Raw genomic sequence first — 21,483 nt, 5'->3', positions numbered from 1 at the left:
GTTCCTGATTCCGTGAAAATGCAGAGCCATTCTGCTGCGCAGGCAGTTGCCCAAAAGCGAAAGAAAATAGCGATTAAACAAGATTTAAGATAAGTGTAGAACGCCGAATAAAAGTGTCCAGCCACGTTTATGACTATTATTTAGTGGGGGTTAATTAAGATTAAATGCTGCTTAATTCGTCTCATCTGTCCGTGATAAATTGCGGTTACTATTCCTTTAGGCTATCTACTTTATTTAGGCGTTAATTTTCGTTTCCAGGCAAAGGACATCCTATGAGCCATATTGCGCCGTCTATCGCGCAAGAAGATCTAGCCAAATCAACATCATGGCGGTATGCCATTGCAGGGGTCAGGGACCTGAGAATTGACTTTATGCGCGGCATTGCCCTCGTCATGATGGTCGTGGCGCATACGGAGGTTATGTCGGTATTTAATATATTCTCCTGGGAGCGCTTTGGGTTAACAACCGGCGCAGAAGGTTTTGTCATTCTCTCGGGATTTATGTTGGGGATGTTGAATCGCGCTCGCCTGCAAAAAGTGGTATTACTCACGGTTTCGTGGGGGCTTTATCTTAGAGCGTGGAAAATATATCGTGTAAATATCATTATCATAGTGTCTTTTATTCTCCTGGCATATATCCCACATATTAATATTTTCGAGGTCACTCATTTTACCGACCGCTTTTCGGGTGAAAGCTGGTCGCTTTATCCGGTCACGCCGCAAATAAAAGAGACCTGGTTCAACATTATCCTCTATTTGCAGATTGGCCCTCATCAGACCCAAATTCTGGGGCTGTATATCTTTTTGCTGCTCTTCAGCCCACTATTTTTGGGGATGCTACAGAAGGGTAACGTCTGGTGGCTGCTGGGGGCATCTCTGCTGGTGTACGGCCTGTGGCAGCGGTGGCCGCTCCGGCTGACGCCGTCGGAGTTCGAATTTGCCTTTCCGCTTCTGGCCTGGCAATTCATCTTTGTTCTGGGCATGGCCAGCGGCTGGTATAAAGCCGAACTGATCTCTTTCGCACGCACGCCTGCTGGTAAAGTGGTGGTGGTTGCGCTGGTGATAGTGGCGCTCATTCTGGGGTTCATAGCACAGAACCATACCAACCCGTTTATGCCCCCCGCGCTGCTGATGCACGTGATCCCGCCTGACAGCTTCAACACCTTTTATCACACCTGGGCGGCGAAAAATGGGCTGGGCCCGGTGCGGGTGTTAAACGATATCGCCCTGATGGTTACCGTCTATCTGGTGCTGACATACTGCTGGACGCCGCTCAACCGCCTGCTGGGATGGTTTCTTATTCCGTTAGGCCAGCACTCGCTTTATACCTTCATTTTGCATGTGTACGTGGTGCTGCTGGTCAGTCAGTTCATCACCTTCGATTTGTGGCGTCATGCCTGGATAGAAAATACGTTAGTGCATGCTGCGGCACTGGGCATTTTGTGGCTCATGGCAAAATACAACGTCGCCGCACGCTGGATACCTAACTAAGGATGGCGGTTATGCGCGAAAAATGGCTCCTGGCGGGCGTCTTACTCGCCGCAATGCCCGCGGCGGATGCGGCGCAAAGCAGTGAGAAAGAGACGTTGCGCGATAAGAACGGCGAACCCGTTCAGGCAGGCGTGTTTACCAGCCGGTGGGGGCGTCTGTTCTCAGGCAATGACAAGAAATTTTCAGGCGCCCTGAGCTTCAGTTCAGGGCTGAAAGAGCAGATGGTGAGCGTGCCCAACAGCTCGGACAGCGCCGCGCAGGCGAAAAAAATTAACCAGACGCTGAATCTTAGTCTGCAGTATTCCCCCTACAGCTTCTGGTTTGCCAACATCACCTCCCGGTTGCCGGTCAGAGATACCAACCGCTATACCGCCGATTTTCGCTACAGTTTTGGCTATGACGACTGGCATGCCAATACGTTCAGCCTGGTCTACGGCAACTACGGCGATAACCACTTCTGGACGTCGGGTAGCCGGAGACACACCTATTTCGAACAGGGCGCCTTTACCCTGGCCTACAAGTTTTCGCTACCGAAACCGGTTGAAAACACGCTCCTGATTAATAAAGGCGACTCTATCATTTGTCAGGTCGGGTACAGCTGGGTTCCGCGCTACTACGACCTCAGCAGCGATGACATCCGTAAAAATAAAAACGTCATGCTCGGCGGCTGCGGCTATACCTTCAAACAACATTTCTTCGTTCGCGCAACGGCGTTCTGGTTCCCGGACAGCAGCCAGCAGCAGCCCTGGAACGGCGATTACAGCTACAGCTTTGGCTATGCGGGCTATACGCCAGGTTCGTTCTCCATCCAGTACGCGAACTATGCGGGGACGCGCTATCCGGGGCACGGCAACGGTAACGCAAAATTCAGGGAAGGGACCGTGAGTCTTATATGGTTCTTACCGCTATAGGAGGGATACATGTCAGCGCTGCACGTGTTAATCGTTGAAGATTCGCTGATTTATCGTCGGTTACTCTCCCGAATGCTCACCCAGTGGGGGTATATCGTGAGCGAGGCGGAAAATGGTGTCGCCGCGCTGGAAATATTGTCCAGCCAGCCGATCAGTATGGTGATAAGCGACTGGGAGATGCCGGAAATGGACGGGCTTACGCTCTGTCAGACGATCCGCAGCCGTCAGTTTGGCCACTATGTGTATATCATTCTGCTCACGGCCCGCGAGAATGCAGGAGATTTAACGCAGGGTTTTGATGCCGGGGCGGATGATTTTTTAAGCAAGCCCGTCGAACAGGCTGAGTTACGGGCGCGACTCCATGCCGGGGTACGTATTTTGACGCTGGAAGCGACCCTTGCGGCGCATAATAAGCGCCTGAGTGAAGCGTTACGCCAGATTGAACAGGATCTTGAGCTGGCGGCGCGCGTTCAGCACTCGGTTCTGCCATCACACCGGCTGCGCTTCGGGAACTACTTTTCCGACTGGCTTTTCTTACCGTCTGCCTGGGTATCGGGCGATGTCTTCAATATTTTTCCTCTGGACTCTCATCTGGGGTTCTACTGCGTTGACGTGTCCGGTCACGGCGTAGGGGCAGCAATGATGTCCCTCGCCGTGGCGCGTCAGTTCCTGCACGGCCGGGTTGTGGACCGTTTTTTGTTTACCGCAGAGGGCGGAATTCAGTCGCCTGCTGAGGTCATCAGAATACTGAACAGCCGCTTTTGCAGTGAAGAAAACGACATCACCAGCTATTTCACCATCATCTACGGCGCGATCGACCCCGTCAGTGGTCAGGGGTTGTTGTGTCAGGCGGGGCATCCTACTCCCGTGATTGTGAACGCAGAGAGTGCCGTCACTTACGTTGGCGAGGGTGGGTCGCCTGTCGGACTGATGCCCGACCTCAGCTGGGAGGACGTCGCTTTTACCCTCAATCCAGGGGATCGCTTATGCTTATTCAGTGACGGCATCACGGAGTGTGAGAATAGCGAGGGCGAGCAGTTTGGCCCGCAACGTCTGGAACGCTGGCTTCATGAGCATGCCCATCTGCCGGTTGACGAGCTCCTGCCGCGGTTCGGCCAACATTTGACCGGCTGGCGCAATGAAAATAGACATGAACCGACCGCCTTAACCGATGACGTTTCACTGTTAGTTATTGAGCGTCAGGGAGAACAGAATGATTATTAACACTGAACGATTACCGCATGCCAACATTCTCACGCCAGCGGTCCGGCGGCTGGATGCGTCCATTGCCGCGACGTTTAAGGCCTCTGTGACGGAAGAAATTGGCAGCGATCGTAAAGCCTTAATTGTCGATTTTAGCAAAGTGGACTTTATCGATAGCAGCGGGCTGGGGATGCTGGTGTCGTTGTTTAAGCTGATGAACGGGAAAGGCGAAATGGCGCTGTGCTCCCTGAACCCCGGCATCATGAATATGTTCACCCTGACCCGAATGGATCGCATATTCCGCATTTATCCGGATAAAAACAGCGCGCTTGCGCAGCTGGGGCAGTAGATGCTGACGCCGGAGCATGCGGCATTTCCGGCAGAGCTCGGCTCCCTGACGCCGCTTGCTGGCTGGCTGGGAGAACGTCTGAGCGCGCTTGCCGTTGACGATGAGTGGCGTTTCGCGCTCGATCTGGCCGTCAGTGAAGTGGCGACGAATATCATCCGGCACGCGCTGCATGAGGATGCCTCACGCGCATTCAGCGTACAGTTCGACATCCGGAACCATAATGTCTGCGTTGTCTTTACCGACGCGGGTGATGCGTTCCCGCTGGAGCGGCTTGAGGCCGCCCGACGAGACCGCTTCTGCGAAATTTCGCCGTTACTGGAGAGCGGCAGGGGGCTGATGCTCATTTTGCTGAGCGTCGATCGTTTCTCGGTGGAGCGAAAGGCGGATAAAAATATTGCCACGCTTGAAAAGAAAATAAGCGTATGACCTGCTGGCCATACGCCCGAAATTTTTCCTATTTCTTATCAGCGAACAGCTCCGGCGCCCACGGACGCGGATCCACCTCCATAAACGGCGCTCGCTCGAAGCGGTCCTTCAGCGCCCACGGCACCGTGCAGTCGAAGATGGTCTTGCAGGAGATGCCGTTTGCGCGAATCGAGGTGCTGTAATCCGGCGACTGGGACGGATCCAGCTGGTGGCCGCGGATCCCCGGAATATTCGTGATGCTGACATCACCCTGCATGCGGGTGGTCATCGCCCACAGGATGTCGTCGCTGTCGAAAATATCCACGTCTTCATCGACAAGAATGATGTTCTTCAGCTCCGAGTAAGTGGCTAAGGCAATCAGCGCCGCCTGGCCCTGACGACCTTCGTCTGACGGCTGGCGTTTTTTCACCTGCAATATCCCGAGGAACTTACCGCCGCCTGCGGTATGCGCATAGACGTTTTGCAGGAAGCCCGGGATCGCCTCTTCAACGGCATTGCGGATGCTGGCCTCCGTCGGCAAACCGGCCAGCGTGGTATGTTCTTCTCCCGGTCCCACCAGCGTTTGCAGGATCGCGTGGTTTCGCATGGTCACGGCTTTCACTTTGATCACCGGCAGGGACGGGTTCGCCTCGCCGCAGTAGCCCGGGAACTCCGGCATCGCGTGGCCGGTATTGGTGTGCTGATCTTCTCTTACCCGCACGCCAGGGAGCAGTTCGCCCTCGATGATGATTTCCGCCCGCGCGATCGCTTTCTCTTTTACCGCCACACCCTGCACCAGTTCGACAGGCTGCTGGCGCAGCGCCCCGGCGACGCCCAGCTCGTTGTAGCCAAACGGCGTGGTGGGCGCCTCAAAACATGCGCCGATATAGATGGCGGGATCGAGCCCCATGTTGATCGTTACCGGCAGCGGTTTTCCGGCCTCTTCCGCCTTTTTGCGGAAGACTTCGATATGCCGACCGGCGGCAAGGAACATGGAAAGCTCGTCGCGCTCCTGAACGCAGAGGCGGTGAATGGTGACATCCGTCAGCGAGCTGTCTTCCGGATCGCTTGCCAGCACCAGCCCCAGACAGAAGAACGGACCGGCATCAATCGGCGTGTTTGTTGGGGCCGGAAGCAGCTTGCGCAGGTCGAAGTCAGGGTCGTCCGCGTAGAAAACTTGTTCCTGGCAGGGCGCCTGCGAGGCCGGAACGACAACCGGCGCAACCGGCTTTTTCACCGCCTGACCGACGTGTTTTGCCAGCTCAGAGGGCTCGCAGCCCAGAAGCAGCGCCGCGCGCTCGCGGCTGGCGTGCATGCCCACCAGGATGCGGGAGCCAGGATAGCCCTTCACGCTGTTGAACATCATGGCCGGTCCCGTACGGGTGGGACGTTTTACCGTGCCGCCCGCGCCGATATGGCGGTAAACCCCCGCCAGCTCCGCGTTGGGATCGACCGGATAATCGGTTTCAAGATACTGCCCTTCGTGGCGCTGAAGCAGGGCGATGGCGCTGCGGAGATCGTTGATCGGGTTTTCCATATTTTCCTCCCTCGTTTGAATACCTCCATTTTTATGGCAATGACCAATAGCATCAATTGCATCATTACTGCTAAATTGATAAGTAAATTCATATCAAAAAAGGAAGCGTTCCGTGCAGTTTCGTCAGATGCGCCATTTCATCGTCGTGGCCGAAGAGCTCCATATGCACCGGGCCGCCGAGCGTCTGAACATGGCGCAACCGGCCCTGAGCCAGCAGATAAAGGCGCTGGAAGAACGTTTAGGCGTCACTCTTTTCAGCCGGGCGAATCGCCGCTTAACCCTGACGCCCGCGGGTGAAGCGTTTCTGGTGAAAGCCAGGCTCGCCATTTCCCTGACCGAGCAGGCGGTTCTCGACGCCAGGCAAACGGCACGGGGCGAGCAGGGGGTATTAAACCTGGGGTGCGTGTCGAGCGCGATGTTCGACGGCAGGCTGCCCGCCGCGCTGCGCCAGATGCATACGCGCTGGCCGGCCATTACCATGTCGCTGGTGACGGGAAACGTGCAGACGCTCTACGCCGCCGTGCAGAGCAACCAGCTCGACGTGGCTATTATCCGGGCGCCGCTGCCGTCGCTGCCTGACGATCTGCAAAGCCGCCCGTTCACGTCAGAGAAAACGGTGCTGGCACTGTATCGTCAGCATCCGCTGGCGGGATCTTCCGCGCTGACGCTTTCGTCGGTGAAAGACGAAAAATGGATCTCCCTGCGCGACCCGGAGGGAATGGGGCTGGAACAGTACTTTTATGACGCCTGCAGCGGGGCGGGCTTTCAGCCGGACGTGGTGCAAAACGCGACCGACGTGCCCACGGTGATAAGCCTGGTCTCGGCGGGGTTTGGGCTGGCGCTGCTGCCCGCGTCGGCAAAGGCGGTGAGCGTCGAGAATGTGGTTTACGTGGACATCCTCGACCGACTCCGGGAAAGCGAGCTGACGCTGGTTTGTTACCGGATTATTCGCTCAGAAGTGCTTAAAAAGTTTCTGGTTACGCTCGATCACACCTGACGCCCGGCGGCCTGCAGCAGCTGCTCGCGCAGCCAGACGTTCGCCGGATCCTGGCTGTTTTTCGGGTGCCAGTACATGTTGATGATAATCGGCTGGAGCGGCAGCGGCGGCGCAAAGAGATCCAGCGTGCTGGCAAACTGTTTCAGCATCCGTTCCGGCAGGGTGCACACCAGGTCTGTACCGGCAACAAGCGCAGGCGCCATGGCGTAGCTCTGCGTGGACATCGCAACGTGTCGCTGGTAGCCCAGCCCGGCCAGGGTTTGATCGACAAAGCCGGTAAACGGATCTCCCGCCGATGACACCACCAGATGAGAAAGCGCGCAGTAGTTTTCCAGGTCTAACGCTCCGGTCCCGCGCGGATGGCCTTTGCGCTGGGCGGTGGCAAACGTATCGTCGAGCAGTTTGCGCCTCACCCAGCCGTCATGGGCGCCCGCGCTTACGCCGATGTAGATATCCACATCTCCGTTTTCCAGCTGCTGCGCCAGTTCGGACATCTGTGGCAGGGCGAAGCGCAGGCGAATACCTGGAGCTTCGGTACCCACCTGGTTAAGCAGCCCGGCGCCGAGCATCAGCGCCGGGTTTTCGTGCAGGGCGATGACAAAGGTCCGGGTACTGGTCTGCGCATCAAACGTGGTGGGGGCAAACAGCGCGCTGATGCCGCGCAGCACGCTCTCCACCTGAGGCTTAAGCGCTTCCGCACGCGGCGTGGGCAGCACCCCACGTCCATGTGGGGAAGGAATAAACAGCGGTTCGCCAAACAGCGTTCGCAGACGCGCCAGACGAGCGGACAGCGCGGGCTGGCTGATGCCCAACCGCGCGGCCGCATGGGTGATATTCCTGTCCTGAAGCAGGGCGTCCAGGGTCAGGATCAGGTCTATGTCCATGTCAGAGCTGGGCGTCATCTTATTTCGCGCAGCCGGCGTCCCGGTTGGTATAGGTCACAGGGACCCAGGCATAGCCGCCGTTTTCGCCTTTGGTGACATAGCCGATACCCGGGAACGGCAGATGGGGCGCGGCGACCAGGTCTTTATTTTTCACAAAGTCCGCAAACGCATGTTCGCGCACGCTTGCGGCTTTGTTCTGATCTTCATCGTAGGTAATGGTCACGTCAGGCTGCGGGAACTGTATCGCCGCGGCATGAATGATGTCGCCGACAAAGGTGATTTTCTCGCCTTTGCTCGTCAGCGTGTAGAAGGCTGAGCCGGGCGTATGGCCGGGATGAACCGTGCCGGTGAGCCCCGGGAGAATCTCCGAAGTGCCGCTAAACGGCACCACTTTACCGGCGTCAAGATAGGGTTTTAAGGTCTTCTGCGCGACGTCAAAGTAATTCTTGCCGTAGCCGGTTTTTTTCTGATTCTCGTCGTTAAAGAAAAAGTCGACGTCCGGTTTGCCAACGAAAACGCGCGCGTTGCTGAACACCACCTTGCCGTCTTTCACCAGGCCGCCCGCATGATCGGAGTGGGCGTGAGTCAGCAGGACTTCAGTAATGTCCTCGGGTTTAATCCCCTGCGTGGCGAGGCTCTCAATCAGACGTCCGCCGTTGCCGGGGCCAAAAAGCTGGCCTGAGCCTGTATCCACCAGAATTTTATGTCCGGGCATCGCAATCAGGAACGCGTTAATGGATACCTCAGGCGGGTTGGTCTGGAAATTTTTCGCGAGCAGCGCATCAATTTTTTGCGGCGTTGTCCGGCGCAGCAGCTTGTGCAGATCCTGCGCGACGGTCCCGTCCGTAAACGCGGTGACCAGAACGTCGCCGACCTGAACGCTGTATCCGCCCGCCGGTTGTTTAACGACGTGCTGAGGCGTCTCTGCCGACGCCTGCAGCGCAGGGTAAAAAAGCAATGAACTGGAAATCAGCGTGGACAGAGCAAGTTTTTTCACGGTAAGCATACGAGTCTCCTTTGAAAGCGCTCATCTTACTTCTTCGTAAAATTATAAGAACCTGCCCAGAAATGATAGGACCTATAAACGCAGTGGATAGCACAGCGAAGAGGCCGGGTGGCGATGCTGCCTTTCCCGGCTCGTAAAACGTTATTTTTTCAGCTGCGCACTCCAGCTGTCCGGCGTGGCTTTCGACCAGGAGCCATAAGCGGCATTTGGCAGCACAATCCAGTCGTTTCCGAAGTGTTCCGCGCTGGCCTCAACCAGCTCGCGCTGCTGTTCGCTCGGCTTTTTATTTTTAAACTGCACGGCGAAATCCGGCAGGCTGTCGCCAAACAGCATCACGATCTGCTGCTTTTTGAGGATGCTCTGGCGACGCTCTTCCTTGCTGACCGTATCCAGAAGAACGCTTTCATCGGATACCTGCGGAAGTCCCAGGGCTTTTAACGTCCTGAGCGTATCGGCTTTATTTTCCTGCATACGGTCCGAAACGTAATAGATACGGACCTTGCTTTGATTCACATGGTCAAGAAACGCCTTCGCGCCCGGAATTAAGCCGGGTTTACCCTGTTTCTCCCAGTCGCTCCAGGTGTCCCATTTTGTAAAGTCGTGACACTGCTCCGTGTCGCGCACCAGCAGAGGGGGGTTATCCAGCACCGTTTCATCCAGGTCCATTACTACGGCGTAATTTTCAGGCGTTTTCAGGTCTTTTAACTTTTCGTTGAAACGCTCGGTGGCAAACCGATACGTCTGCAGCTGAAGAGCCATGATCTCTGCCGATTTCTGCTGATAGCGCAGCGCCATTTCGTACGCTTTGGGTTCACACAGCTCGCCCCCGGCGGCCTTCGCCGCTGCCGTTGCACTCAAAACAGGTAATGCCAGCAGTAATGCCTTAGCCATTGAATTCACACTTTTTTCCTCAACACCCTGGTTAAAATCCCGAAAGCGTAATGAAATTCAATGACAGAAATATGAAGGCCGCGCCGTTAGACCAGCATGTAATACCAGAACAGGGCGATCTCGTCCTTTTCCGGTAAGGCATTGTAGAGATAACGATCGTACCCGCCCAGGGTAAACCCGTAGTTGCGGTAAAAGAGACAGGCAGAGACGTTCACATTTTGTGTTTCAAGCCGTAATCCCGGGGCGTTTACGCTGCGGGCCCACACGTGCGCGGCGGCCATTAATTTTTGCGCGGCGCCGGTTCTGCGTTTCGTGCGCTCTACAGCAATGTAATCCACCGAGATAAACTTATTCCAGCCGATTGACGCGGTAATAAATCCCGCAATTTCCCCGTCATCCGTTTCGGCAATAAGAAATATGGCGTCCGGATTAACGCAGTGGTTTTCAAGAGTTTGGATGTCGAGCTCGTAGGTTTTAATCCAGGGAACGGCGACGGCTTCGATATGCAAATCGCAGTGGATAAAGGGCTCTCGCGCAATGTGGCTAATGGTGAAAGAAAAGTCACAGCATTCAAGGCGCGTGAGGTCGGTACTGAGTCCTTTTCGAATCTGCATAGTATTCCCGGTAGTGAGTTATTTCATAAAGAATAGACGAAGCGGTTAAATTCGCTGGCCTAACACACTTTTAATCCTGAACTAAGCTTGTACTTCGTTCCGCGTAAAATGTGGGTCATTCGAGGACAATGAATGGAATTCAGGACATTTCAAAAGCAGTGGGGTGCTGAGTTTATTTCCGATGACGTTGTACGTTTTCGCGTCTGGGCAGAAGGACAGAAAGAACTTACGCTACGTCTGGCCGCCGCCGACGTGCCGATGACGGCAGCTGGCGACGGCTGGTTTCAGGCTGACGTACCCGGCGTGACGCACGGTGCAGAATATCAATTTGTTCTGCATGACGGCATGACGGTGCCCGATCCTGCCTCGCGCGCGCAAAAAGGCGACGTTAACGGCCCCTCCATCGTTATCGATCCCCAACGCTATCAGCCGGTCAACCGGGACTGGGCAGGGCGGCCGTGGGAAGACACGGTTATCTACGAGCTGCACGTTGGCACGTTTACCCCGGAGGGCACCTTCCGGGCCGCCATCGACAAGCTGCCGTATCTGGCAGAGCTCGGTATTACCCAGCTTGAAGTGATGCCCGTCTCTCAGTTTGGCGGTACCCGCGGCTGGGGGTATGACGGCGTGCTGCTCTACGCCCCGCACTCTGCCTACGGTACGCCGGAGGATTTCCACGCGTTTATCGACGCCGCGCACGGGCTGGGGCTTTCCGTGGTGCTGGATATCGTGCTCAATCACTTCGGCCCCGAGGGGAACTATCTGCCCCTGCTGTCGCCCGCGTTTTTCGATGCACAGCGGATGACGCCGTGGGGCAACGGCATCGCTTACGAACGCGAGCCGGTGAGGCAGTACATCACCGATGCGCCGCTCTACTGGCTGACGGAGTATCGTCTGGACGGCCTGCGCTTTGATGCCATCGACCAGATTAAAGACAGCGCGGAGACGCACATTCTGGAGGAGATTGCCGCCAAAATCCGCGAGACGATCCCGCACCGCCACGTTCACCTGACCACGGAAGACAGCCGCAACGTGATTTTCCTGCATCCGCGCGATAAACAGGGCAACACGCCGCTGTTTACCGCCGAGTGGAATGATGACTTCCACAACGCTGCCCACGTGTTTGCCACCGGCGAGACCCACGCGTATTACCAGGATTTTGCCTTTGAGCCGGAGAAAAAGTTCGCCCGGGCGCTGGCGGAAGGCTTTGTCTACCAGGGCGAGGTGTCGCTGCAAACCGGCGAATCCCGCGGGGTGGAGTGCCAGACGCAGCCGCCGCAGTTCTTCGTCGATTTTATTCAGAACCACGATCAGACCGGGAATCGCGCCCAGGGCGAGCGGCTTATCACCCTGGCCGGTGCCGACAAGACGCGGGTGCTGCTTGCCGCGCTGCTGCTTTCCCCCCATATCCCGCTGCTGTTTATGGGCGAGGAGTTTGGGGAAACGCATCCGTTCCTGTTCTTCACCGATTTTCACGGCGATCTGGCAAAGGCGGTGCGGGAAGGGCGCGCAAAAGAGTTTACCGGCCACGCCGGGCACGATGAAACCGTCCCGGATCCGAACGACGTGAACACGTTTATCCGTTCAAAACTCGACTGGAATAAGATTGCCACCGACGAAGGTAAAACGTGGCTGCGCTTCACGCGCCACCTGCTGACGCTGCGTCATCGCCATATCGTTCCGCTTCTGCATCATGGCGGCGCCGTTGAGGGCAAGGTAATCAAGACCGCGCCCGGCATGGTGGCGGTGAGCTGGCGCTTCACGTCGGGGACGCTCTCTCTGGCGCTGAATATCGGTAATAAGCCCGTCGCGCTGCCCGAACTCGCGGGTGAGACGCGCTTTGCCTGGCCGGAAGTCACTGACGTTTTAACGCCGAACGGTATTGTCGTTCGCTTTGCTGATGGAGAAGCATCGTTATGATCCCTTCCGCCACGTACCGTATTCAGTTCCGTAACGGCATGACCTTCGACCGCGCTGCGGCGCTGGTGCCTTACCTGAAAGATCTCGGCATCAGCCATCTCTATGCGTCGCCCGTGTTTACCGCCACAGCGGGTTCCACTCACGGCTATGACGTGACCAACCCGAATGAAATTGACCCCGCAATCGGCGGACGAGACGGTTTCAACCGCATGGCCGCGGCGCTTAAGCAGGCCGGCATGGGGCTGATTCTGGATATCGTCCCTAACCATATGTCCACCTCGCTGGAAAACGCCTGGTGGAGGGACGTGATTGAATACGGCCAGCAGAGCCGCTATTTCCGCTATTTCGATATCGACGGCTCGCGCCCGCTTACGCTGCCGTTCCTCGGCGACACCTTTGAGGCGGAGCTGGAGAAGGGTGCGATCACTCTAAAACGTGACCCTGTCACGAACAAGGCCGCGCTGGTCTACTATGACGCCGAGTATCCGCTCAACCCGGGCACGTACAGCGAGGATAAGAGCATCGCTGAGCTACATGAAGCGCAAAGCTGGCGGCTGATGTCCTGGCGGGAAGCGCCGAAGCAGCTCTCGTGGCGGCGCTTCTTCGAGATCACCGGGCTGCTCGGCGTTCGGGTTGAAGACGACGCGGTCTTTGACGATTCGCACCGGCTGATCCTTGAGCTGGTTCACGCGGGCGTGGTGGACGGCCTGCGAATCGACCACGTCGACGGCCTGGCCGATCCGCTGGGGTATCTGCAGCGCCTGCGGGAGAAAACCGGGCCCGAGTGCTACATCACGGTTGAAAAAATCCTCGCGAAGGGAGAACAGCTCCCCGCAGACTGGCCGGTATCCGGCACCACCGGCTACGAGTTTATCGCCTCGCTGGCGGAAGTGCTGGTCGACGACGATAACCTGACCCGCCTGGAGACCATCCACGACGAAACGCTGGGGATAACGGTCGATCGCCGCGCGGAACTGCGCGATGCCAAGGGCCTGATGACCGACCGCAATTTTGAGGGTGAATTCACCACGCTTCTTAACCTTGCTGACGATCTGGCCCGCCGCAATGAGGTTGCGCTGCCGCGCGAGGAGATCCGCCACGCGCTGCGCGAGCTGCTTATCGCCTTTCCGGTCTACCGCACCTACGGCACCCGGGAGGGATTAACCCCGCCTGACGTGGCGCTGCTTAACCGCGTGGTCGCCAGCGTGGCGACGTCTGAAGCGGCGCTGAGCCTGCTTGTGCGCATTCTTACCGGCGACCTGCCGGAAGAGTGCCGCGAGTCCGCCTCGCTTTTCAGAACCCGCTTCCAGCAGCTTACCGGGCCGCTGATGGCGAAGTCCGTTGAAGACACGCTGTTCTTCCGCCACAACCTGGAGCTGGCGCTCAATGAAGTGGGCGCCGACCCGACGCCGCGCGCGTTTTCATTATCCCGCTTCCACCAGGAGATGCGCATTCGTCTGGCCCGTCAGCCCGACGCGCTGCTGGGCACTTCCACGCACGATACCAAGCGCGGGGAAGACGCCCGGGCGCGACTCTACACCCTGACGGAAGCGCCTGAACGCTGGGGTGAGAACCTGGCCCGCTGGCGACAGATGAACCAGACCCAGGTGCGTTTTCTCAATGACGGCACCGCGCCGAACGCCGCCGATACCTGGATGATCTATCAGGCGCTGGCGGGCGTCTGGCCCGCCACGCAGTCTCCGGACGACGCCGAAGGGCTTAAAGAACTCGAAGCGCGTTTTATCGGCTTCCTCGAGAAAGCGCTGCGCGAGGCAAAACAGCGCACCGACTGGATCGACAGCAACGAGAGCTATGAGAGCGTGGTGTTGAGCTATGCGCGGCACCTGCTTTCGCCGGACAACGCGCTGTTCCTGCAGGATTTTAGCGAGGCGATGCAGCCCTTTATCCGGGCCGGGCTGATGAACAGCCTCAGCCAGACGGCGATCAAGCTGACGGCTCCCGGCGTGCCGGATATCTACCAGGGCAGCGAGGCGCTTAACTTTAGCCTTGTCGATCCTGATAACCGACGGGAGCCGGACTTCAACACGCTGGTGCACAACCTCAGCGCGGCGGATGCCACGGTGTTTGACAACCCGGCCTGCTGGCGAGACGGGCGCGTTAAGCAGTTCGTCACCGCCACGCTGCTGCGGCTGCGTCCGCATTACGACGCGCTTTTCCGCTACGGCGACTGGCTGCCGCTTAAGGTCTCCGGCGAGCGCGAGGAAAATCTGATTGTCTATGCGCGCGTTAAGGACGAGGAGGCGCTGATTGTCGCCGTGCCGCGTCTGGTTTTTGATGTCACCGATAATCATCAGCTGTGGGTCAATACCACGGTGGCGATACCCGAGGAGCTGGCGGGGAAACGCTATCGGGATCTGTTCAGCGGTGAGAGCCGCATTCTGCAAGAGACGCTGAATTTAACGTCAGAAAAGGGATGTGTACTGGTTCTGCTTACCTGCGAATAATCGTGGAGAACGAAAATGGCAAAGGATACTACGTTTGAAATTCGGGCCGGTCATGGCCAGCAGTTGGGGGCGAATTATGACGGGAAGGGCGTCAACTTCGCGCTGTTTTCCGCTCACGCCGAGCGGGTGGAGCTCTGTCTGTTTGACCCGTCCGGGAAAACCGAAATCGCCCGGCTGGAACTGCCGGAATATACCCATGAGGTCTGGCACGGCTATGTGCCGGATCTGAAGCCCGGCGCGCTGTACGGCTATCGCGTCTACGGCCCTTACGATCCGGAAAACGGTCACCGCTTTAACCCGCACAAGCTGCTTATCGACCCCTACGCCCGCGAACTGGTGGGCGATATTGACTGGAACGACGCCCATTTCGGCTATGAGCTGGGGCATGACGAATTAGATTTAAGCTTTGATACGCGCGACAGCGCGCCGTTCACCCCGAAATGCAAGGTCATCGACCCGAACGCCTTTGACTGGCAGGACAACAGCCGGCCCAATGTGCCCTGGCCGCATACCGTCGTCTATGAGAGCCACGTGAAAGGGTTTACCCAGATGAACCCGGCCATCCCGCCCGAGCTGCGCGGCACGTTTGAGGGGATGGGACACAAAGCCTCGGTCGACTACATCAAGAGTCTTGGCATCACCTCGGTGGAGCTTCTGCCGGTTCACTGGTTCCCCGACGACCAGCATCTGCTCGACCGCGGCCTGAAGAACTTCTGGGGCTATAACACGCTCGGCTTTTTTGCTCCGGCGTCGCGCTATTACGGCCCGGCGGGGATCCAGGGCTTCCGCGACATGGTCCGCGCGTATCATGATGCGGGCATCGAGGTGATTCTGGACGTGGTGTACAACCACACGGCGGAAGGGAACGAGCTTGGCCCCACGCTCTCGTTTAAGGGGATTGATAACTACAGCTATTACCGCACCCTGCCGGACCAGCACCGGTACTACATCAACGACACCGGGACGGGAAATACGGTCAACACCTCGCACCCGCGCGTGCTGCAGCTGGTGATGGACTCCCTGCGCTACTGGGCGGAGTCGATGCATATTGACGGTTTTCGTTTCGACCTTGGGACGATACTGGGGCGCGAGCCGGAAGGGTTTGACCCGCGCGGCGGTTTCTTCGACGCCATATCGCAGGATCCGGTGTTATCGAGACTGAAGCTGATTGGCGAACCCTGGGATATTGGCCCCGGCGGGTATCAGGTCGGCGGTTTCCCGCCGGGCTGGGGGGAGTGGAACGACAAATACCGCGATACTGTACGCGAGTACTGGAAGGGCGATAACGTCTCTACCGACTTTGCCGCACGCCTGCTGGGCTCCGGGGATCTGTACGATCTGCGCGGGCGTCGCCCGTGGGCCAGCGTCAACTTCATCACCGCTCACGACGGCTTTACGCTGAATGACCTGGTGTCGTACAACGAGAAGCACAACGCCGACAACGGCGAGGACAATAACGACGGGCATAACGATAATCGCTCGTACAACTATGGCGAAGAAGGGCCGACGGAGAACCCGGATATTATTGCTACCCGCGAACGGCAGAAGCGTAATTTCCTGACCACGCTGCTGTTTTCCCACGGCACGCCGATGCTGCTGGCCGGGGACGAGTTTGGCCGCACGCAGAAGGGCAACAACAACGGCTACTGTCAGGACAGTGAGATCTCTTGGATCGACTGGAACGGGATCACCGAAAACGACGATGCGCTGCGCGAGTTTACCCGACGGCTCATTGCGCTTCGCGCATCGCAGCCGTTATTGCGCCGTGAAAGCTGGCGCGACGGGCTGGAGATCCGCTGGTTCAATGCCGGAGGCGGCCCGCAGCAGGCCGAGCAGTGGGATGAGGGCTCAACGCTCGGCGTCTCCATCAGCAGGCCGGATCTCAGGCAGGAGGACGGCATCTGGCACGACGTGCTGATGCTGTTCAACCCGTTTGAAGGCACCGTGCCGTTCCAGATCCCGCAGTTTGGCGAAGGGGGATGGGTGCTGGAGCTGTCTACGGCAGATGGCGCTGCCGCCGGGACAGCGTTCACCGAAACCGTAGAGTACGAACTGGCCGGACGCAGTATTACCCTCTTTAGACGTCCTTAGCTTCAGAGTGATGCCGCCGCGCGGGCGGCGGTGTCATACAGGGAGGAGATCGTGCGTAACAGCTGCGCGGTCTCGCCAATCGACTTCCCGGCAATGCCGCTCTCCGCGTGGATTGCGATCAGACACGCCTCCCGCACGTCCCGGTACTTCATGCACAACGCTTTCCCTTCCTCGGTAGTCGAGAAAAAGAGCTCTTTGCCCGCTTTCTCGCTCGTCACGTAGCCCGCTTTGACCAGCTTTTTCAGGGCGTAGGTCACCACGTGGGTATCTTCCACGTTAAGTACGAAACAGATATCGGCCAGCTTTTTCTTGCGGTCGCGGTGGTTCACATGATGCAGCAGCGAGACGTCAAATGCGCCCATATCCGGTTCACCGGCAGCGGCCATGCAGCGCACCATCCATTTATTGAACGCGTTGCTGGTCATGATCAGCGCGTACTCAAGCTCTGACAGTTCCGCGCAGCGCTCGGACACCAGATGACGGGAAGAGACGATCCGGCCATCGTTGATATCGTCGCGATCGGGTGAAGCACTCTTTTTCGAGGTCATAACGTTCCTTAGCCAGAAATGTAAACTCATCGATAAAATAAGAACATTTTATTGATAATTTGTTTACATGTTTTTGAGGTTCAGATATAGCTTTTTAGCGCAGGTTTTCCGAAACCTGACGAAAAACACAACATCGCTCGCCGCAAATTAAAAAAATAGCCGTCGGCGCGCAACGCTCACTTTGGATAGGGTAAACGTTATGGACGGTACTACGCTGTTGCCGCTGATCGGGATACCGATCGTGGTTATTGGTTTTGCACTGCGCTTCAACCCGCTGCTGGTGGTCGTGGTGGCGGGGCTGGCGACGGGTCTGCTGGTCGGGATGGATTTTGGGATGCTGCTGGAGACCTTTGGCGAAAAGTTCGTGAATAGCCGATCGCTGGCGACCTTCATTCTGATCCTGCCCGTGATTGGTCTGCTGGAATATTACGGGCTCAAGGAGCGCGCCCAGGCCTGGGTGGCGAAAATCGCCAGCGCCACCTCGGCGCGTATTCTGATGCTCTATTTTGTCGCCCGTGAAGGCACCGCCGCGCTGGGGCTGATGTCGCTGGGCGGTCATGCTCAGACGGTTCGTCCGCTGCTGGCGCCGATGGCCGAAGGGGCGGCGCTGAACGAATACGGCGAGCTGCCGCAGCACATCCGCGACAAAATCAAAGCCCATGCCGCCGCGTGCGACAACATCGCGGTCTTCTTCGGGGAAGATATTTTTATTGCCTTCGGCGCGGTGCTGCTGATCGACGCGTTCCTGAAAGAGAACGGTATTTCGGGCATCGAACCGCTGCATATTGGCCTGTGGGCCATTCCTACCGCCATTGCGGCATTAGTTATTCATATGACGCGCCTGCTGCGTCTGGATGCCAGCATCCGTCGCGACGTCATGGCCTGGCGTGCAGAGCAGGGTACGCAGGGGGCCGCGCAATGATGACGCTTATCACCATTAACCGCGTGTACTACCTGATCGGCTTCGTCGTGATGCTGCTGGTTGTGATGACCCTGCGCGATCGCGCCAATCCGAAGCGCTTTACCACGGCGCTGTTCTGGTTTTTATTCGGCGGGATCTTCCTGTTCGGTGACCTGATGGTGCAGGAGCTGGGGAAATCGCTGGCGTATCGAATAATCGGCGGGGGCGTTATCGCTATCGCGCTGCTGGCGGGCTTTGGCCTGGTCGGGAAAGGGCACTATAAAATGTCCACCGAAGACGAACGTCTCGCGTCGTCAAACCGCCTTAAAAACTGGCTGTTCCTGCCCGCGCTGATGATCCCAGTGGTGACGGTTATCGGAACACTGTTCCTGAAGGGCGTGTCAATTGGCGGCGTTTATCTTCTCGACCAGAAGCAGCTTACCCTCGCGGCGCTGTGCGTGGCCTGCGTAGCGGCGATCCTCACCGGCTGGTGGCTGACCAAGGGCACGCCGCTGCATGCCATTCGTCAGTCTCGTCGCCTTGTCGATACCATCGGCTGGGCGGTGATCCTGCCGCAGATGCTGGCCATGCTCGGCGGCGTGTTCGTGGCGGCCAATACCGGTGATTCGGTGCAGAAGGTGGTGAGCCTGTTCGTTAACCCGGATAACCGCTTTATGCTGGTGGTGATTTACTGCGTGGGGATGGCGCTGTTTACCATGATCATGGGGAATGCGTTTGCGGCCTTCCCGGTGCTGAGCGCGGGATCGCCTTGCCGTTTCTTATTAACGTGCATCACGGCAACCCGGCGCCGCTGCTGGCGATTGGCATGTACGCGGGCTACTGCGGCACGCTGATGACGCCGATGGCCGCGAACTTCAATATCGTTCCCGCCGCGCTGCTGGAGCTGAAAGATAAGTATCAGGTGATCAAGATCCAGATCCCGACCGCGTTAACCCTGCTGGTGGTGAACGTGTTCCTCATGTATTTCCTCGTGTTTCGCTAAGGAGCTGTTATGGAATTAACGCAACATCAGGCTGACGCGTTTGCCCGCATGCCTTTGACCTATTTGCGCCAGGAATACCCGAACCACATCATGCATCTGCTGAATGATGATGGCGACGTGCTGCCGCCTCGCGAACTGCACCCGATTTTCTACGGCTGTTTTGACTGGCATTCGGCGGTGCACGGCTACTGGCTGCTGCTGCGCTGCGTGCGACTCTATCCGGAACTGCCGAGCCGGGACGCGATCGTCGCGCTTTTCGACGAGCACCTGACGGAAGATAACGTGGCGAAGGAGCTGGCCTATTTCACCGCGCCGTTCCGCACCTCGTTTGAGCGCCCGTATGGCTACGGCTGGCTGCTGGCGCTGACCCAGGAGCTAAAACAGTCTTCGCTGCCGCAGGCCGCAGGCTGGTACCGGACGCTGGAGCCGTTAACCCAGGATATCCGTAACCGACTGGTGGATTACCTCACCAAGCTCACCTATCCGATCCGCGTCGGGACGCACTACAACACGGCGTTTGCCCTCGCGCTGGGGCTGGACTACGCCCGAGCCGTAGAAGATAGCGCGCTTGAGCAGGCGATTGTCACGGCGGCGGAGCGGTTTTATCTCGCCGATACGCGCTATCCGGCCCACTACGAACCCGGCGGGGATGAGTATATTTCCGGGGCGCTGACGGAAGCGCTGCTGATGAGCAAGATGTTGAAAGACTTCCCGGCCTGGTTTGACGCGTTTCTGCCGGATGTCGGCTCCGCTGCGGCGCTGATGAACCCGGCGGAAGTGAGCGACCGTACCGACCCGAAAATTGCCCATCTCGACGGGTTAAACCTCAGCCGCGCCTGGTGCATGAAGCATATTGCTAAAGCGCTTCCCGCTAACCATCCGGCGCAGCGGGCGCTGCGCGAGGCGGTGGCGAAACACCTGTCGGCAAGCGTTGAGCATGTGGTCGGCAGCCACTACAGCGGCGGACACTGGCTGGCGAGCTTTGCGCTGCTGGCGCTGGAGTAAACAAACGGCATCTACCGTGTGTCGGTTATTTTTCGCTGGTACACGGTTTCTTTGCATTATTGTAAAGCATCAAAAGATTCCCTTATTTTAATTTACACGCTTTCGGAATATTCACGCCGTTATATCTTTAGTTTAAAAGGACAGGTAAGTACTCTACAGACTCAACAGACAGATAATAACTTTCATATTATTGACTGTTTTTTATTATGGAGTCTTACGATGAATAAAAGTCCGCTTGCATTAATTATATATATGTCCGGAACTCTTTTCGTTTCCACGCTAAGCGCCCCCGTTTTGGCAAATGAAAAAGTATCCACGCCTGTCGCCGTACAAAAAACATTTGATGGTTCTATTCAAAACAACTCGCTGGCAATAAGTCCCGATGAAAAATTGGCGGTGGTCTCTTACAGCGCCAGAACGGATATCGCCGTATACGATCTTGAAAAGGGCGAGTTACGGCAGGTTATCAACGGTTTTATTACGCCGCGTAATATCGTTTTCGCACCGGATGGCAACAGCTTTTACGTATCAGACAGCAGTAAGGGGACCGTTGAACGTATTGACAGCGCGTCGTTGAACGTCACGCATACCTTTTCAACGGGGCCGGGCAGTTTTGGTACAGCCTTAAGCAAAGATGGCAAAACGCTCTGGATCAACAATCAGGCAGGTAACACCGTGACCCGTCTTAATACCGATAGCGGGCTGGCAGAAACGGTCATTACCGGTTTTTCGCAGCCCCGACAGGGCGTGAAGCTGAGTCCGGATGGCCGTACTCTCTACGTGACAAACTTCCTTGGCGACAAGATTACCGCAGTGGATACGTCAACCAATAAAATTACGGGGGAAATAAAAGGATTCAGCAAAATACGCGCTATTTCTGTTAGTCAGGACGGTAAAACACTGTATGCGGCTAACAGCGGGAGCGACACCATCGCGGTCGTCGATCTGCCGAAACAGAAAATCATCCGCACCGTTGAGGTTGGAAAAAATCCCTATGGCGCCGCGCTCTCTCCGGATGGAAAATTCATTTATAGCGGTAACTTAACGGGGAACAGCCTGTCGGTGATCGATGTTGCCAGCCTGAACGTCACGACCACCATCAAAGGGTTTAATGAGCCAAGACAAGCACTTGTTTTTACGAAGGACGGTAACTATCTCTGGGTGCTGAATAAAGATCTCAGCCTGTCAAAAGTCGACCGAAAAGAGCAAAAGGTCGTTGCTACCATTAAAGAGTAACGCAATCGTCTTGCCTGAACGTGTTTT

General features: G+C 57.1%; 18 protein-coding genes and 1 pseudogene. 13 read left to right on the top strand and 6 right to left on the bottom strand.

From position 1 onward, the window contains the following. The first annotated feature begins 272 nt into the window (after positions 1–272). From opgC to ACJ69_RS07150, 5 genes are read left to right on the top strand one after another with little or no spacing between them, the layout of a single operon-like run. The gene (opgC, locus tag ACJ69_RS07170) at positions 273–1,490 is read left to right on the top strand and encodes an OpgC domain-containing protein (RefSeq protein ID WP_059346777.1); all 1,218 of its coding nucleotides are present in this window, start codon (positions 273–275) and stop codon (positions 1,488–1,490) included. Positions 1,491–1,501: 11 nt separating this feature from the next. Beyond that, positions 1,502–2,401, top strand: coding sequence for a hypothetical protein (locus ACJ69_RS07165; RefSeq protein ID WP_029741304.1), 900 nt, complete (start codon positions 1,502–1,504; stop codon positions 2,399–2,401). 9 nt (positions 2,402–2,410) lie between these two features. Continuing rightward, entirely contained in the window at positions 2,411–3,625 is a 1,215-nt protein-coding gene (locus ACJ69_RS07160) for a PP2C family protein-serine/threonine phosphatase (RefSeq protein ID WP_059346776.1), read from the top strand. Next, positions 3,615–3,953, top strand: a complete 339-nt coding sequence (locus ACJ69_RS07155; RefSeq protein ID WP_059346775.1) for an STAS domain-containing protein — start codon at positions 3,615–3,617, stop codon at positions 3,951–3,953. Before ACJ69_RS07160 ends, ACJ69_RS07155 begins: the two co-directional genes overlap by 11 nt. Continuing rightward, a complete protein-coding gene (locus tag ACJ69_RS07150) occupies positions 3,954–4,379 on the top strand; it encodes an ATP-binding protein (protein WP_054829804.1) in 426 nt (141 codons plus the stop codon). 28 nt (positions 4,380–4,407) lie between these two features. Here the strand turns inward: ACJ69_RS07150 and ACJ69_RS07145 are convergent, their stop codons facing one another. After that, positions 4,408–5,895, bottom strand: coding sequence for a UbiD family decarboxylase (locus ACJ69_RS07145; RefSeq protein WP_047060908.1), 1,488 nt, complete (start codon positions 5,893–5,895; stop codon positions 4,408–4,410). A 112-nt stretch (positions 5,896–6,007) separates the two neighbouring features. Between ACJ69_RS07145 and ACJ69_RS07140 the strand changes: the two genes are divergently transcribed. Beyond that, on the top strand, positions 6,008–6,892 hold the full coding sequence (locus tag ACJ69_RS07140; protein WP_054829803.1) for a LysR substrate-binding domain-containing protein: 885 nt from the start codon (positions 6,008–6,010) through the stop codon (positions 6,890–6,892). Here ACJ69_RS07140 and ACJ69_RS07135 read toward each other — a convergent pair. From ACJ69_RS07135 to ACJ69_RS07120, 4 genes are all read right to left on the bottom strand, one after another. After that, a complete protein-coding gene (locus ACJ69_RS07135) occupies positions 6,883–7,794 on the bottom strand; it encodes a LysR family transcriptional regulator (RefSeq protein ID WP_059346774.1) in 912 nt (303 codons plus the stop codon). The two genes, ACJ69_RS07140 and ACJ69_RS07135, sit on opposite strands and share 10 nt — an antisense overlap. A gap of 1 nt (position 7,795) precedes the next feature. Then, positions 7,796–8,782 carry an MBL fold metallo-hydrolase gene (locus tag ACJ69_RS07130; RefSeq protein ID WP_059346773.1) on the bottom strand — a complete coding sequence of 329 codons (987 nt, stop codon included), beginning with the start codon at positions 8,780–8,782 and terminating at the stop codon, positions 7,796–7,798. Between the two features lie 141 nt (positions 8,783–8,923). Then, positions 8,924–9,673 carry a 5'-nucleotidase, lipoprotein e(P4) family gene (locus ACJ69_RS07125; RefSeq protein WP_407027165.1) on the bottom strand — a complete coding sequence of 250 codons (750 nt, stop codon included), beginning with the start codon at positions 9,671–9,673 and terminating at the stop codon, positions 8,924–8,926. 86 nt (positions 9,674–9,759) lie between these two features. Further along, positions 9,760–10,287 carry a GNAT family N-acetyltransferase gene (locus ACJ69_RS07120; RefSeq protein WP_029741295.1) on the bottom strand — a complete coding sequence of 176 codons (528 nt, stop codon included), beginning with the start codon at positions 10,285–10,287 and terminating at the stop codon, positions 9,760–9,762. Positions 10,288–10,419: 132 nt separating this feature from the next. Here ACJ69_RS07120 and treZ point away from each other — a divergent pair, with 132 nt between their 5' ends. Genes treZ through glgX form a run of 3 tightly spaced genes read left to right on the top strand, consistent with a single transcriptional unit; the run spans position 10,420 to position 16,763 of the window. Then, on the top strand, positions 10,420–12,207 hold the full coding sequence (gene treZ / locus ACJ69_RS07115; RefSeq protein WP_059346771.1) for a malto-oligosyltrehalose trehalohydrolase: 1,788 nt from the start codon (positions 10,420–10,422) through the stop codon (positions 12,205–12,207). Further along, a complete protein-coding gene (gene treY / locus ACJ69_RS07110; protein ID WP_059346770.1) occupies positions 12,204–14,672 on the top strand; it encodes a malto-oligosyltrehalose synthase in 2,469 nt (822 codons plus the stop codon). The genes treZ and treY overlap by 4 nt, the downstream gene beginning before the upstream one ends. Before the next feature lie 15 nt (positions 14,673–14,687). Further along, positions 14,688–16,763: a glycogen debranching protein GlgX gene (gene glgX, locus ACJ69_RS07105; RefSeq protein ID WP_059346769.1), complete on the top strand. Its 2,076-nt coding sequence runs from the start codon at positions 14,688–14,690 to the stop codon at positions 16,761–16,763. Between the two features lie 2 nt (positions 16,764–16,765). Here the strand turns inward: glgX and ACJ69_RS07100 are convergent, their stop codons facing one another. After that, positions 16,766–17,311: a winged helix DNA-binding protein gene (locus ACJ69_RS07100; RefSeq protein WP_023335754.1), complete on the bottom strand. Its 546-nt coding sequence runs from the start codon at positions 17,309–17,311 to the stop codon at positions 16,766–16,768. A 199-nt stretch (positions 17,312–17,510) separates the two neighbouring features. Here ACJ69_RS07100 and ACJ69_RS07095 point away from each other — a divergent pair, with 199 nt between their 5' ends. From ACJ69_RS07095 to ACJ69_RS07080, 4 genes and pseudogenes are all read left to right on the top strand, one after another. Next, complete coding sequence (locus ACJ69_RS07095) at positions 17,511–18,233, top strand: DUF969 domain-containing protein (RefSeq protein WP_047647698.1); 723 nt, start codon at positions 17,511–17,513, stop codon at positions 18,231–18,233. Beyond that, positions 18,230–19,215 (top strand): annotated as a pseudogene (locus ACJ69_RS07090) (DUF979 domain-containing protein). The gene ACJ69_RS07095 and the pseudogene ACJ69_RS07090 overlap by 4 nt, the downstream one beginning before the upstream one ends. A gap of 9 nt (positions 19,216–19,224) precedes the next feature. Then, positions 19,225–20,220, top strand: coding sequence for a DUF2891 domain-containing protein (locus tag ACJ69_RS07085; RefSeq protein WP_059346768.1), 996 nt, complete (start codon positions 19,225–19,227; stop codon positions 20,218–20,220). A 219-nt stretch (positions 20,221–20,439) separates the two neighbouring features. After that, positions 20,440–21,456 (top strand): beta-propeller fold lactonase family protein, encoded by a 1,017-nt coding sequence (locus ACJ69_RS07080; RefSeq protein ID WP_059346767.1) that lies wholly within the window; start codon positions 20,440–20,442, stop codon positions 21,454–21,456. Positions 21,457–21,483 lie beyond the last annotated feature (27 nt).

It is taken from the genome of Enterobacter asburiae (genome assembly GCF_001521715.1).
GTDB lineage: Bacteria > Pseudomonadota > Gammaproteobacteria > Enterobacterales > Enterobacteriaceae > Enterobacter > Enterobacter asburiae.
Note: the sequence above shows the minus strand (reverse complement) of the source record. Positions and strands in the feature narration are given on the sequence as shown.

Coding starts and splice junctions, on each gene's coding strand:
- ACJ69_RS07135 (WP_059346774.1), bottom strand. CDS start 7,794: ATGACGCCCAGCTCTGACATGGACATAGACCTGATCCTGACCCTGGAC.
- ACJ69_RS07085 (WP_059346768.1), top strand. CDS start 19,225: ATGGAATTAACGCAACATCAGGCTGACGCGTTTGCCCGCATGCCTTTG.
- ACJ69_RS07130 (WP_059346773.1), bottom strand. CDS start 8,782: ATGCTTACCGTGAAAAAACTTGCTCTGTCCACGCTGATTTCCAGTTCA.
- ACJ69_RS07080 (WP_059346767.1), top strand. CDS start 20,440: ATGAATAAAAGTCCGCTTGCATTAATTATATATATGTCCGGAACTCTT.
- ACJ69_RS07155 (WP_059346775.1), top strand. CDS start 3,615: ATGATTATTAACACTGAACGATTACCGCATGCCAACATTCTCACGCCA.
- ACJ69_RS07150 (WP_054829804.1), top strand. CDS start 3,954: ATGCTGACGCCGGAGCATGCGGCATTTCCGGCAGAGCTCGGCTCCCTG.
- glgX (WP_059346769.1), top strand. CDS start 14,688: ATGGCAAAGGATACTACGTTTGAAATTCGGGCCGGTCATGGCCAGCAG.
- ACJ69_RS07145 (WP_047060908.1), bottom strand. CDS start 5,895: ATGGAAAACCCGATCAACGATCTCCGCAGCGCCATCGCCCTGCTTCAG.
- treY (WP_059346770.1), top strand. CDS start 12,204: ATGATCCCTTCCGCCACGTACCGTATTCAGTTCCGTAACGGCATGACC.
- opgC (WP_059346777.1), top strand. CDS start 273: ATGAGCCATATTGCGCCGTCTATCGCGCAAGAAGATCTAGCCAAATCA.
- treZ (WP_059346771.1), top strand. CDS start 10,420: ATGGAATTCAGGACATTTCAAAAGCAGTGGGGTGCTGAGTTTATTTCC.
- ACJ69_RS07165 (WP_029741304.1), top strand. CDS start 1,502: ATGCGCGAAAAATGGCTCCTGGCGGGCGTCTTACTCGCCGCAATGCCC.
- ACJ69_RS07125 (WP_407027165.1), bottom strand. CDS start 9,673: ATGGCTAAGGCATTACTGCTGGCATTACCTGTTTTGAGTGCAACGGCA.
- ACJ69_RS07095 (WP_047647698.1), top strand. CDS start 17,511: ATGGACGGTACTACGCTGTTGCCGCTGATCGGGATACCGATCGTGGTT.
- ACJ69_RS07160 (WP_059346776.1), top strand. CDS start 2,411: ATGTCAGCGCTGCACGTGTTAATCGTTGAAGATTCGCTGATTTATCGT.
- ACJ69_RS07100 (WP_023335754.1), bottom strand. CDS start 17,311: ATGACCTCGAAAAAGAGTGCTTCACCCGATCGCGACGATATCAACGAT.
- ACJ69_RS07120 (WP_029741295.1), bottom strand. CDS start 10,287: ATGCAGATTCGAAAAGGACTCAGTACCGACCTCACGCGCCTTGAATGC.